This is a genomic window from Vibrio sp. HB236076 (assembly GCF_040957575.1).
Classification (GTDB): Bacteria; Pseudomonadota; Gammaproteobacteria; order Enterobacterales; family Vibrionaceae; genus Vibrio.
Genome location: NZ_CP162602.1, coordinates 251,891 through 264,979, shown reverse-complemented (window position 1 = coordinate 264,979; position 13,089 = coordinate 251,891). Strand labels below are relative to the sequence as shown.

The 13,089-nt window shown below is 46.0% G+C and carries 13 protein-coding genes; 9 read left to right on the top strand and 4 right to left on the bottom strand.

What is annotated here, in order from left to right:
- Positions 1-84 precede the first annotated feature (84 nt).
- Together AB0763_RS14480 and AB0763_RS14475 are read left to right on the top strand one after the other, a co-directional pair.
- Positions 85-729, top strand: coding sequence for a glutathione S-transferase family protein (locus AB0763_RS14480; RefSeq protein ID WP_306099893.1), 645 nt, complete (start codon positions 85-87; stop codon positions 727-729).
- 33 nt (positions 730-762) lie between these two features.
- A complete protein-coding gene (locus AB0763_RS14475; protein WP_306099892.1) occupies positions 763-2,742 on the top strand; it encodes a hypothetical protein in 1,980 nt (659 codons plus the stop codon).
- Between the two features lie 97 nt (positions 2,743-2,839).
- Here AB0763_RS14475 and AB0763_RS14470 read toward each other — a convergent pair whose 3' ends face one another.
- Positions 2,840-3,562 (bottom strand): UTRA domain-containing protein, encoded by a 723-nt coding sequence (locus tag AB0763_RS14470; protein WP_306099928.1) that lies wholly within the window; start codon positions 3,560-3,562, stop codon positions 2,840-2,842.
- Between the two features lie 209 nt (positions 3,563-3,771).
- On the opposite strand from AB0763_RS14470, the gene AB0763_RS14465 reads away from it, so the two are divergent.
- From AB0763_RS14465 to AB0763_RS14440, 6 genes are read left to right on the top strand one after another with little or no spacing between them, the layout of a single operon-like run.
- Positions 3,772-4,839: an ABC transporter substrate-binding protein gene (locus AB0763_RS14465; protein WP_306099891.1), complete on the top strand. Its 1,068-nt coding sequence runs from the start codon at positions 3,772-3,774 to the stop codon at positions 4,837-4,839.
- Between the two features lie 11 nt (positions 4,840-4,850).
- A complete protein-coding gene (locus tag AB0763_RS14460) occupies positions 4,851-5,672 on the top strand; it encodes an alkaline phosphatase family protein (protein ID WP_306099890.1) in 822 nt (273 codons plus the stop codon).
- Positions 5,669-6,547: an ABC transporter permease subunit gene (locus tag AB0763_RS14455; RefSeq protein ID WP_306099889.1), complete on the top strand. Its 879-nt coding sequence runs from the start codon at positions 5,669-5,671 to the stop codon at positions 6,545-6,547. The genes AB0763_RS14460 and AB0763_RS14455 overlap by 4 nt, the downstream gene beginning before the upstream one ends.
- Positions 6,547-7,335: an ABC transporter permease gene (locus tag AB0763_RS14450; protein ID WP_306099888.1), complete on the top strand. Its 789-nt coding sequence runs from the start codon at positions 6,547-6,549 to the stop codon at positions 7,333-7,335. The genes AB0763_RS14455 and AB0763_RS14450 overlap by 1 nt, the downstream gene beginning before the upstream one ends.
- On the top strand, positions 7,332-8,354 hold the full coding sequence (locus tag AB0763_RS14445) for an ABC transporter ATP-binding protein (RefSeq protein WP_306099887.1): 1,023 nt from the start codon (positions 7,332-7,334) through the stop codon (positions 8,352-8,354). Before AB0763_RS14450 ends, AB0763_RS14445 begins: the two co-directional genes overlap by 4 nt.
- A complete protein-coding gene (locus AB0763_RS14440) occupies positions 8,354-9,016 on the top strand; it encodes an HAD family phosphatase (RefSeq protein ID WP_306099886.1) in 663 nt (220 codons plus the stop codon). The genes AB0763_RS14445 and AB0763_RS14440 overlap by 1 nt, the downstream gene beginning before the upstream one ends.
- A gap of 112 nt (positions 9,017-9,128) precedes the next feature.
- Here AB0763_RS14440 and groL read toward each other — a convergent pair whose 3' ends face one another.
- Both groL and AB0763_RS14430 read right to left on the bottom strand, forming a co-directional pair.
- Positions 9,129-10,718: a chaperonin GroEL gene (gene groL / locus AB0763_RS14435; RefSeq protein WP_306099885.1), complete on the bottom strand. Its 1,590-nt coding sequence runs from the start codon at positions 10,716-10,718 to the stop codon at positions 9,129-9,131.
- An 18-nt stretch (positions 10,719-10,736) separates the two neighbouring features.
- Entirely contained in the window at positions 10,737-11,027 is a 291-nt protein-coding gene (locus AB0763_RS14430) for a co-chaperone GroES (protein ID WP_306099927.1), read from the bottom strand.
- A gap of 328 nt (positions 11,028-11,355) precedes the next feature.
- Here AB0763_RS14430 and AB0763_RS14425 point away from each other — a divergent pair, with 328 nt between their 5' ends.
- Complete coding sequence (locus AB0763_RS14425) at positions 11,356-11,871, top strand: hypothetical protein (protein WP_306099884.1); 516 nt, start codon at positions 11,356-11,358, stop codon at positions 11,869-11,871.
- 123 nt (positions 11,872-11,994) lie between these two features.
- Here AB0763_RS14425 and AB0763_RS14420 read toward each other — a convergent pair whose 3' ends face one another.
- Positions 11,995-12,963 carry a GGDEF domain-containing protein gene (locus AB0763_RS14420; RefSeq protein WP_306099883.1) on the bottom strand — a complete coding sequence of 323 codons (969 nt, stop codon included), beginning with the start codon at positions 12,961-12,963 and terminating at the stop codon, positions 11,995-11,997.
- Between the last annotated feature and the right edge of the window lie 126 nt (positions 12,964-13,089).

The window sequence follows — 13,089 nt, the reverse complement described above, 5'->3', positions numbered from 1 at the left end:
GTGGCTAATTATTTTTTTATTTCTGTCCTTTAAAGTGAATCCATACCTAAATTGACGAACAAACCATACAAAAAGGACATCACCATGAACACGAAATTTAGCGCTTCTGATTCGCCTATCAAACTCTATCGCAACCCTAAATCCGGTCACTGCCATCGTGTGGAATTAATGATGTCATTGCTCGATCTACCCTATGAATGTATTGATTTAGATATGGCAAACGGCGCTCACAAAGAGCCAGAATATCTAAACATGAACCCATTTGGCCAGGTGCCTGCCATCGATGATAATGGCGTCATTTTATCGGACTCTAATGCGATACTGATCTACTTAGAGAAAAAATATAATGACGGTTATGAATGGTTGCCAAACGATCCGGTGAAAGCCGCTGACGTTCAGCGATGGTTATCGGTTGCGGCAGGGGAGATCGCTCATGGCCCTTGCGCGGTTCGCCTAGTTAAAGTTTTTGATGTGCCGTTGGATTACGATGCCGCCAAGCAAAAAACACAAGCCCTTTTTTCAATCTTAGAAGATTGGTTAACTCAGCATACTTACTTAAGTGGTGAATCCCTCACTTTGGCAGATGTTGCAGGCTATAGCTATATTGCTCATGTCCCTGAAGGTGGCGTTAGTTTAGAGCCTTATCCAGCAATTCGAGCTTGGTTGGCCCGTATTGAAGCCCTGCCTCGTTTCGTGGGTATGGCTCGTTCTGCACTTCCTGAAAGTTAATAAAAACCATCGATTTTTGGCAAGGGGGGGAACATGAGCATGGATAAGGTACACGTATTACACTCAGGTGAGTTAGCACTGCAAAAGAGGCGCAATACGCCTCGTGAAGTCACTGATAAACTGCCGGAGTTTATTGACGCGACGATGCCACAGCAACACGCGCAATTTTATTCTGAGTTGACTTACTTACCGTTGACAACCTTAGATGCGAATGGTCGCCCCTGGGTCAGTTTATTGATGACACAAGCTCCAAGTGACCCTTCTATCGGGATTACGGTAACTAGCCCCAATCAACTGTCTGTGGTTGCTGAGGTCAACAAAAACGATCCTTTTGTCAGAGCACTCAAGCAACAACAGGCTGACTTAGCGCAAGGTGGCGGAGTATTTGCGGGGGTGGGAATCGATTTTTCCAATCGCCGCCGTAATAAAATAGCAGGAACCATTCGCAGTGTGGGGTTGTATTCTGCAAGTAAAATCGCGCTCGAACTGTCGTCTGATCAACACTTAGGCAATTGCCCCAAATACATAACGTCGCGCACGTTAGAATACAGCAAGCGAGATGATCACCTCTTATTTGATCATTTCGACTCTCTGGATATGGCCTTGCCCGATCTTAGTAAAAAACTGATCGATGGCGCCAGTACGGTTTTTTTGGCAACCAAACATACGTTAGGCAAACAGGCAGTAAAAGGCGAGTCTCATGATATGGGGTTAAACCATCGCGGTGGTGCACCGGGTTTTGTTCGCCTTTATGAAGAACATCAAGAGAATAAGATCTCGAGCTACTTAGTGATCCCTGATCACAGTGGCAATCGATTTTTCCAATCCCTCGGTAATATAGAAACCGATAAACAGGTGGGCTTGATCTTTCCTGATTTTCACAGCGGGGATCTGCTCTATATCACCGGCGATGCCGACAACGTTTTTGACCAAGACGCCGAGCAATTGATGCCTAGGGTGAGTTTATTAACCCGTATCCGCATAACCGGCGCTGTTCACATCGAAGGGGGCTTAAACTTGACAATGATCGCCGATGAACAATATTCACCCTATAACCCGCCGGTTCGATACTTAAGGCAAGAATTACAGCGTTTAGGGAAGCTCGATGATAGACCTGCACAAACGCAATCGCCGATATCCGCAACCTTGGTGTCGAATACGGCGCTGAGCGCTAACGTGAGCACCTTTACTTTTCAATTGTCTAAGCCGATCACATTGCCCATGCCTGGCGGTTTTGGCATATTTGATTTTTCTGAGAGCCTGAATTTGGGCTATCACCATATGAGTGACGACAATCCTCAGTTGGTCAACGAAGATTACACCCGCACATGGACACTCTCAAGTGCTGCCAAATACGATGCCCAAAGCAAGCAGTTTGAGCCGACCAATCAAGTGAGTATCACGGTTAAGCGCAAATCTGGGGGACTGATGTCCAACGTTTTACATCAAGCGGCCAATCATGCCTTATCAACTTTGTTTAAAGGCACGGGGTTAGGGTTTAGCTGTTTTCATCAATCTCAAGATGGACGACTCACCATACCCGATAAAATGTTGTGGGTGGCAGGCGGCGTTGGCATCACACCCTTTATGGCAATGTGGGATGGGCTGGTGAATACCTGCCACGCATTACCCCAAAAAGCGGCACTGACTACCGATATTGTCTTGGTGTTTGCCGGCAGTGACGACGAAATGAATTTGTTAAAACCCTTTTTGCAAACCGAGCCGTCACTGGCGGGGCAGGTGACTTTAAACGTGTTGGGTTTTCAGGGTTCTCGCTCTGAGTCGTTCGAAGAACTCGATACGATAGCCGAACTTAAACAAGCGTTTCCTACCGCTAATCTCAACATTGTCTCTCGGCGGCTCAATAGAAAAGACTTCGAGATGATCCATGCCTTATCCGACAGAGAAGCGTTTTTGTGTGGCCCTGATTCAATGATGACGATGGCCGCCACTGAGCTAAAAACACTCGGGATGCCTAATGAGCACATTCATCAGGAGTCTTATTCGTTCTAAGTACAGTGAACGATTTTTCGTGTTCAATCTCATCATTATTTACCTCGTGCATAATAGGGAGGATGACATCAGAGGGCTCTATGGGTTACGAAAAGAGCTACTCGATACTGTCGATACGAATTCGAACAGCGTCAGGTCGCCAATACTCAATATCGGCATCCATTAGCTCACCATCTTGTTTATAATTGACTCGGCATATTTTGAGTACCGGTTGCCCTTCGGCTAAGTTAAGGGCTTTAGCAACGTGGGCTGGGGCTGCGGTGGGGATCACATCAAATTGAGAGCGTTGAGTCAAATAACCGTACTTATTTTGATAGAGCTTAGTGAGTGACAACGTAAGATTTTCTTCAAGTATGCCCTTAAATAACGTCGTTTTTAGCAGATTCTCAACAAATAAAACCGCGCGCCCATCGATGTGCCTTACTCGTTCAATCACATAAATCGATGTACTTGGACTGATGTTGAGTATACCGGCTCGGGCACTTTTGGCTCGCTCTTTACGCACCGCAATTAATTCGGTTTGAGCAATGCGGTTTTGCTCGCGGATCATTTGATGAAAATGGGTCCGTGACAGCGGGTTATAGCAAATACGCTCTGCAGAAACGAACCAACCTCGACGTTCTTCTCGGTAAATCAGTCCTTCGGTCTCCAAAGAAATCAAAACCTCTTTAATGGTGATACGCGTTGTGGCAAAACGCTCACTCAACTCACGCTCTGAAGGCAGCTTTTGTCCTGCAGAGATCAATCCTGCGCGGATTTTTTGTCTCAATTGAGTTTTGATTGTCCCTAGTTGAGGGCGGGTTGTGTCTTTCCTTGCCATGGGGTTGAGAGTTTGAGTGTCAGTCATAAAGGTATCCCACCTTAGACCAACAAAATAACACCAATATGACAAGCCGTTCAGCGATTGCGTTCGCCATAAAACTGCAATGGAAACTCAGCAAAACTGTCAAGTAAGTTACGCCCATTCGTCACACAATCCTCATAGCATACAAATCGAACTTACTGACCTAGTCCAGAAGGATAGAGACAATGAAAATTTTGCAAAGCCGTTCGACAATCACCGCTGCAGTGTTACTTGCTGCGACTCTTTCTACTGCCACTTTTGCTCAACAATCAGAAATAGACTCACTGGTTGCCGCCGCGCAAAAAGAGGGGGCCGTTTACAGTGTGGGTATGCCTGACAGTTGGGCAAACTGGAAAGATACTTGGGCCGATCTGAATACACAGTATGGTTTGAAGCATCAAGATACAGACATGAGCTCGGCTCAAGAAATTGCCAAGTTTGAAGCTGAGAAGAAAAATGCAACGGCGGATATTGGTGATGTGGGTTTCGCGTTTGCACGAGTTGCGGTGAAAAAGGGGGTAACACAGCCTTACAAACCAACGACGTGGGCGGATATCCCTGACTGGGCAAAAGACAAAGAGGGTCACTGGGCACTGGCTTATACCGGAACCATTTCTTTTATCGTCAATAATAACCTGGTTAACCATGCCCCTAAAACCTGGTCCGACTTACTTGAGGGCGATTACAAAGTCACGGTTGGCGATGTAGGCGTCGCTGCTCAGGCCAACAATGCGGTATTGGCAGCGGCCTTTGCCAATGGCGGCGATGAGTCGAACTTAGAGCCAGCACTGAATTTCTTTGCAAAATTGGCCAAACAAGGGCGCCTGTCCTTCACGGACCCAAGCATTGCCAATTTAGAAAAAGGGGAAATTGAAGTCGCTGTTTTATGGGATTTTAACGCGCTTAACTATCGTGACCAAATCGATCGTGATCGCTTTACCGTCAATATCCCGCAAGACGGCTCGGTGATTTCAGGTTACACCACCATCATTAATAAATACGCACAAAACCCGAACGCGGCTAAGCTTGCTCGTGAGTACATTTTTAGCGACCAAGGACAAATCAATCTCGCCGAAGGTTATGCTCGCCCCATTCGTACCAATGTAACCTTACCTCAGTCTGTACAAGATAAGTTAATTGCCAACGACCAATACCAAAACGTTCACCCCGTGACGGACTTCTCTGCTTGGGAAAAGTCGGCGCGCAAACTGCCACGTCAATGGCAAGAAAACGTCCTCATTCATCAACAATAAGAGTGTCAAAAATGAGCAATAAGGTAATTCTTGTTGTTCTAGACGGCCTTAATTATCAGGTAGCCCGACATTGTATGGGCTACCTAAATGGCCTTTTAGAACACAGTGAACAGCGAGAAAACAAGCGTGTGTCACTCTACCAAATACAGTGTGAACTGCCCTCCATGTCTCGTCCGCTTTACGAGTGTATCTTGACCGGTAAACGCCCCGTAGAGAGCGGGATCGTCAACAATGAGGTTGTGCGCTTGTCGCATCATCAATCGATTTTTAGCCTGGCAAAAGAGCAAGGTAAGGTGACAGCTGCCGCTGCGTATCATTGGGTGAGCGAGCTTTACAATCGCGCTCCTTTTGTGCCCGCCCGCGACCGATTTACAGATGACGTATCACTCAATATTCAGCACGGTTGTTTTTACCATTGGGATCATTATCCCGATGAGGCTTTGTTTCTCGATGCAGAGCATTTACGCGTGACACACCAGCCCGATTTTTTGTTAATTCATCCGATGAATATCGATGATACCGGTCACAAGTTTGGTTTGGACTCTGCCCAATATCGCAACTGTGCTCGCGGCGCCGACATTATATTGTCGAACTATATCGAAACCTGGCTGGCGGATGGGTACCAAGTTATTGTCACCAGCGATCACGGCATGAATAATGACCACTCTCATGGCGGGATTTTAGCTGAGGAACGAGAAGTGCCGATGTTCGTGATTGGCGATCAGTTTTCTCATCACCAAGGCCAGGTAAAGCAAACGGAAATATGCGGGCTCGTTTGTCAACTTCTCGACTTAGAACACAACAAACCCTATGCGCAGGAGCTGTTGGTATGAGTCGTGGAGTAGGGCACTCGCGTTTTCAGTCTGGGTGTCGCCGATTAAAGCCCGTCTTGTGGTTACTGCCTTTTGGGATCGCTTTTTACGGGTTTCAGCTCGCCCCCATGGTGTGGGTTTTCATCAATAGCTTTATCTACGATGAGGCATTCTCGTTTGAAAACTATAGCGAAATCTTTAACTCAGCGTTTATGCTACAGGCGTTGAGTAACAGTTTGTGGTTAGCCTTATGGTCGAGTGTCTTAGGGCTGTTGGTTGCCACGATCCTCGTGTCTTCATTGCGCAGGGTTGAATCAAAAATACGCGACGCGGTGATTGCTTTTACCAATATGAGCAGTAACTTCGCGGGAGTTCCCTTGTCTTTCGCCTTTATTATCATCTTGGGGACCAATGGCGCCGTCACCTTGTTGTTGAAACAATACGGGTTACTCGGCGACTTTGACCTGTACGGAAAATGGGGTCTATTGGCGATTTATGTTTACTTTCAAATTCCTCTCGCGGTGCTGCTTTTATACCCGGCCTTTGATGCGTTAAATGACGATTGGCAAGCGGCGGCGGCATTGTTGGGCGCGAGCCATAAAACCTATTGGTTCAAAATCGCTTTGCCTGTGCTGTCTCCTGCTTTACTTGGGACCTTGATTATTTTAATTGCCAATGCGATTGGTGCGTACGCGAGTGTCTATGCGCTTACGTCTGGTAACTACAATGTGATCACCGTTCGCATTGCCAGTTTGGTGTCTGGCGATTTGTTCCTAGAGCCTAATCTCGCTGCGGCCATTTCGGTGATTGTGATGTGCTTATTAGCCTTTATTACGTTGATCAACCAATGGTTGATGTCGAAAAGCTATGCCAGTAAAAGAGGGGGAAATCAGTGATGACTACCGTCAATACCCGGCTACATAAAACCATTGTCTATACCATTGTCTCCCTGATGCTAATCCCGATATTGGCCACATTCGTTTACTCTTTGTCCTCGCGCTGGGGCGCGACCATTTTACCGGATGGCTTTAGTCTAAAATGGTACGGCGAGTTGTTGACTGACCCTCGTTTCTTACAAGCTTTTGGGCGTTCCTTGTTTATTTGCGTTCTGTCGCTTGCCCTTAGTGTACTGTTGATATTACCGGCGATCTTTGTGGTTTTTTATTACTTCCCTAAACTTGATAAGTTAATGAACTTGCTTATCTTATTGCCTTTTGCGGTGCCTCCTGTCGTATCGTCGGTCGGCCTTTTGCAATTGTATGCCGATAGTGATTTTGCCTTGATTGGCACACCGTGGATTTTGATCGGTACGTATTTCACCATTGCTTTACCATTCATGTATCGCGCCTTGGCGAACAGTTTCCAGGCCATCAATCTCAATGATTTGATGGATGCCGCGCACCTACTTGGCGCCAGCACCAGTAAAGCCTTTCTGCTGGTGGTTCTACCCAATGTACGCAAAGGGTTAATGGCGTCTTTATTTTTGTCTTTCTCCTTTTTACTGGGCGAGTTCGTGTTTGCCAATATTTTGGTGGGCACGCGCTATGAAACCTTGCAAATCTATTTATACAATATGCGTCAAACCAGTGGTCACTTTACCTCTGCGTTAGTGATGACTTACTTTTTGTTCATTTTTTTACTGACTTGGTTAGCAAGTCGTTTTAGCCGAGGAGTCAAATCATGAGCTATGTCACCGCCAATACATTGACTAAGCGCTTTGGTGATAACACCGTATTTCAACATGTTGCGTTTTCTATTGAGCAAGGTGAATTTATTACTTTGCTTGGCCCTAGTGGCTGTGGAAAATCCACGTTGCTTCGCAGCTTGGCCGGGTTGACGCCGGTCGATGAAGGTGAAATTCAAGTGGCGGGCGAGGTTATCACTCATCATACCCCTCAAGAGCGAGGGATAGGGATGGTGTTTCAATCCTATGCGCTATTTCCCAACATGACCGTTGCAGAGAATATTGCTTTTGGTCTCAAAATGAAAAAACAGGCCTCTAGTGAGATTGAACGCGAGGTCGCCAGTGTCATTCGTCTGGTTGAGTTACAAGGTAAAGAAAAACACTATCCCCATGAGTTGTCAGGTGGCCAACGTCAACGTGTTGCTTTAGCTCGCGCGTTAGTGGTCAAACCCAAAATTTTGTTATTGGACGAGCCGTTATCTGCGCTCGATGCCAAAATCCGCAAACACTTGAGACAACAAATTCGCGACATACAAAAAGAGATGAACCTGACGACGATCTTTGTGACCCATGACCAAGAAGAAGCCATGATCATGTCTGATCGCATCTTTTTGATGAACCAAGGCGCCATTGTGCAAACGGGGACTCCGGAGCAAATTTATACCCAGCCAGCCAACGAATTTGTTGCCGGTTTTATGGGGCATTATAATTTAGTCGACGCGGATACCGCGCAAAGGTTATTCGGCCTGACCACCGACAGTAAAGTGGCCATTCGCCCTGAGTCTATTTATGTGCGAGAGGCGGGGCGTCAATATGGTCAACACATCTCTCAACCCCACTTCGCAACCGTCATCAGTCATCAGCTGTTGGGCAATGTGATTCGCTATCAAGTCGATTTACAGCATTGCCATTTGACGGTGGATTTGCTCAATCGTTCTTCAGAGCGCTTGTTGGCGAGTGGCAGTCAATTAGAGCTGTTGTTTAATCTCAATGAAATTCAACCAGTGAGCGCTCAATAATGGAACAAAGTTTGTACGTTTTCGATATGGATGAAACCTTAATTGATGCCGATTGCGCCATGCTTTGGAATCAATTTTTGGTGCAAAAGGGCATTGTCACCGACCCACATTTTATTGAGCAAGACAAGCGTTTGATGGCCTTGTACGCCCAAGGTCAAATGAAAATGGAAGAGTATCTCACGTTCTCAATGGCGCCATTGGCGGGTATGCCAAAAGATAAAGTTAACGCATTGGTACAAGAATGTGTCGACACCTTAATTGTGCCTAAGCAATTTACACAGTCGAAGCCGTTGATAGAGCAGCTTAAACAACAAGGCACAGAGATGATTATTATTTCTGCCAGCGTCGCGTTTTTGGTTCAGGCGGTTGCCAAACGACTGGGAATACAGCATGCATTGGGCATTGATCTTGTTGAGAAGGATAACACTTATACGGCCAAGATAGCCGGTGTGCCCAGTTATCGAGAAGGCAAGGTGAAACGATTAGAATCTTGGTTGGCAGTGCAACCTCAGCGTTATCAATCCATTCACTTTTATACCGATTCGATTAACGACTTACCGCTGTGTGAATTTGCAGATCATGTTTACTTAGTTAACCCCTGTCAGCAATTAAGGGCGTACCGTGACAGAGAGAATTGGGTGGTGTTAGATTGGCACTCATAGGTGACTTTTTAAAGGTCACACGGTAGTTAAATTTAAAAAAATCAGGGCACTTGGGCCCTGATTGTCTTACGCGACCTGATTGTCTTACGCGAGAGTAAACAATGGTCGGTTATCAAGCCGATTCTGATTGATGCTCTGTGACCATGGCTTCAGTGGTGATCATCAAACCGGCGATCGATGAGGCAAATTGCAGTGCAGAGCGAGTGACTTTGGCGGGATCTAAAATACCCATGGCAATCATATCGCCATACTCGCCAGTCGCCGCGTTAAAACCATAGTGATCATCGCCTTGGTGAACGGCATTCACGACCACGGATCCTTCATTTCCGGCATTGATCGCAATTTGGCGCAGTGGCTCTTCCATCGCACGTAAGGCGACTCGAATACCGACATTCTGATCTTCGTTGTCACCGGTTAAATTGGTCAACTGGCGCGCGATTTTGGCCAGCGTTACCCCACCACCAGCAACAATACCTTCCTCAACCGCAGCGCGTGTTGCACTTAGTGCATCATCAATTCGATCTTTTTTCTCTTTCATTTCCAGTTCAGTTGCCGCGCCAATCTTAATGACCGCCACGCCGCCAGAAAGTTTGGCAATACGCTGTTGCAGTTTTTCTTTGTCGTATTGAGACGTGGTGTTTTCAATTTGCTTCTCAATGGTGGCAACGCGATCAGCAATCCGATTCGCGTCTGCGGCATTGCTCACCATCGTGGTGCTGTCCTTGCTGATCGTCACCTTGCTGGCGTGGCCCAATTGCTCAAGTGTGACCTTTTCAAGCTCATGGCCAAGCTCTTCAGAGATGACATTGCCTGCGGTGAGGACGGCGATGTCTTCCAGCATGGCCTTGCGGTTGTCGCCAAAGCCAGGCGCTTTTACTGCTACGGCTTTAACAATGCCACGCATGTTGTTGATGACTAGCGTTGTGAGCGCTTCACCTTCAATATCTTCAGCAATGATAAGCAGAGAACGCGACGCTTTTGATACCGACTCGAGCAGTGGTAACAACTCGCGAATATGACTGATTTTCTTATCTACCAATAAAACATAAGGGTTATCTAGCTCGACATGGCCAGCCTCTTTATCGGTAATGAAGTAGGGCGATAGGTAACCGCGATCAAACTGCATACCTTCGACAACCGATAACTCATTGCTCAGGCCCTGGCCTTCTTCGACGGTGATCACCCCATTGCGGCCCACTTTTTCCATCGCCTCAGAAATCAACTCACCAATCACTTTGTCACTATTGGCTGAGATACTACCAACTTGTGCAATGGAAGCACTATCACTACAGGGTTTGGCCATTTCTCGTAACTTTTCTACCGCTGCGGTGGTGGCTTTATCGATACCGCGTTTGAGATCCATTGGGTTCATGCCGGCAGCAACGGCTTTAAGGCCTTCATTGATCAATGACTGTGCAAGTACCGTGGCGGTGGTGGTGCCATCACCGGCTTCATCATTGGCTTTTGACGCCACACTTTTGACCATCTGTGCGCCCATGTTTTCAAATTTGTCTTGCAACTCGATCTCTTTGGCGACTGATACCCCGTCTTTGGTGATGACCGGTGAGCCATAACCTTTATCTAGCACCACATTACGGCCTTTAGGGCCCAGTGTGGCTTTTACCGCATTGGCAAGGATGTTGACACCTTTAAGCATTTTTTGACGGGCATCATTAGAAAAAGCAATCTCTTTCGCTGTCATGATATTCTCCTTAACTCCTTATTCTACGATAGCTAAAACGTCTTGCTCAGACAGGATCAAATACTCTGAGCCGTCGATTTTTTCTGTTTTGACACCATAGCCATCATTAAACAAAACGGTATCGCCCACATTGACATCAAGGCTTACTCGCTCACCGTTATCGAGTTTTCGACCGTTCCCCACCGCAATGACTTTGCCTCGGTTCGATTTTTTTAACGACTGTGAGGTTAAAACGATTCCGCCTTCTGATTTATTTTCGACAGCTTGTCGTTCGACAATTAATCGGTCACTCAAAGGACGAAGAGTCATCATTTTTCTCCTAAAAAGATAATCAATACAAATAACAATGAGTAAGAGCTAAAAAGGCTCACTACTCAAATCGGGATGGGGACAAAAAAGTTCAAGGTGTTGTTTTAATAAAAGATTTTTATTGAACGATAAAAATTTTTTTAGGTAGATTGGTTTGATTGGTGAATGAGCAGTGCTGTGTTCGCGCCTCTAATTCGTCAGCGAGGTAAAACTTGCCAAATACTCAAATGTTGACTATTTGTTAATTATGTTTCTTTTGAGTGATCATTGCCATCTATGGCACGTAACAGTGTCAGTTATTGTGATAAAACAGGGTGAGGGTAGACAGATGAAGCGATTGTATTATGTAACGCAAGACTTAGACGATGCTGAAATGATCTCTAAAGAAGTTCATGATAAAGGGATTGATGACCATCACTTTTTTGTCGTTTGTCGAGACAGAAAAGGCATCAAAACCCATCACTTGCACGGCAGTCACACCTTAGAGGGAACCAGCATTGTTTCGTCGCGTAAACGGGCTTATCTGTTAGGCGGTGTTGTGCTAGGCCTTGGCATTATTGCGCTCACGCTGTTTAGCCACTTATTTGATGCCGCACCGGCGTTACCTATTTTCTTATTGCTTGCCGTCGCGTTGCTGACGACTTTTTTAGTCAACGTTGTCGGGCGTTCGTTTGATGGCTATTTAATGGGTATATTTGATCAGCATCTCAACCGCGGTGAGGTGGTCATTATCATTGACGTGGCTAGACACCAAGCAGAGAGCGTCGAAGCGATATTAGATCGCCATCCTAAAGCGCACTTTATCGCAGATTGTTCGAATTTTGGTTCGGCGATACCCGATTAACGTCTCTTATAACCGTTATCTAGGTTATTCGAAAGGTTCAACAGTAAAAAACCGCTGCTTTTCGTCGCCGCGGTTACTGTTATTTCAACAAAAGAAAGTTAATTTAATAAAAAGAAAGCCCATTCAATAAAAAGGGAAAAGCGTGTTGCCATTGGCGATGGCATTTCGGCCAAGGGATTTGGCGCGGTACAGCGCTTTATCGGCGGATTGAATTAAATCTTTGCTGTCGTAGTGTTGGCCTGGCAGGAGACAGGTGTATCCGACACTCACGGTGACTCGTTTTTTTTCATGACGCGGGTGGCGAATGTTGAGTTGATACACTTGATCGCGGATTTGTTCTGCTAACATCGCAATTTCCCGCTCTTCCTTACCGTAAACGATAAATGCGAATTCTTCGCCTCCATATCGGCAGACGACATCACTATGACAGGTCAATGAACAGTGCTGCAGGGTTTGAGCGACCCGTTTTAAGCATTCATCGCCCTCGTAGTGGCCTAAACAATCATTGTAAGATTTGAAATTATCAATATCACACAAGATCAGAGAAAGACAGCGCTGCTCTCGTGTCGCGAGCTTGAGCAAAAAATTGAGTTGTTGATCAAACACACGGCGATTTTTCAGTCCGGTTAATGCATCGATGGTGGCATAGCGATACAAGGTTTCATTCACGGTTTCTTGCTCTATGGTCCCTAACAACAGCCTTGCCTGGCCCGAAGTGTCGCGAACTAGGGCTTTGGCTCGGCTGTTAAAGTATAAAACTTGATCACTCTCTCGATCGTAATAGGGAAAGCGGTTGTGATACTCAAGACTTTGACCATTGAGCAATTGTTGATAATCGTTGAGCACTCGTTTGGCTTTATCGCTGTTTTTTATGGCTATATTTTGATTGTAATCGCCAGCAATCGGACAGGTGCGTTGCACAGAGTGCTCGTCGAGTCGAGAATCGAGATTAAACGCGTCACACATGATTTGGTTACACACAAACCGTTCGGGGTTGTAGTCTAAGTCTATTAACCACCAGGCAAGGCCACCAAACCCCAGCAATTCATCGCATTGTTGGTAGTAGCGTTGTATTCTCTGTTTAGACGACATGCTCATTACACTCAGTTATTGTTCTTTTTGTTTATAATAGACGATAAATTGACAATGAGCGGTAATGGATAAAAAAAATCATCGTTCGACAAAGAGAAAACTAGCCAGTAAACCAAATTCACTTTG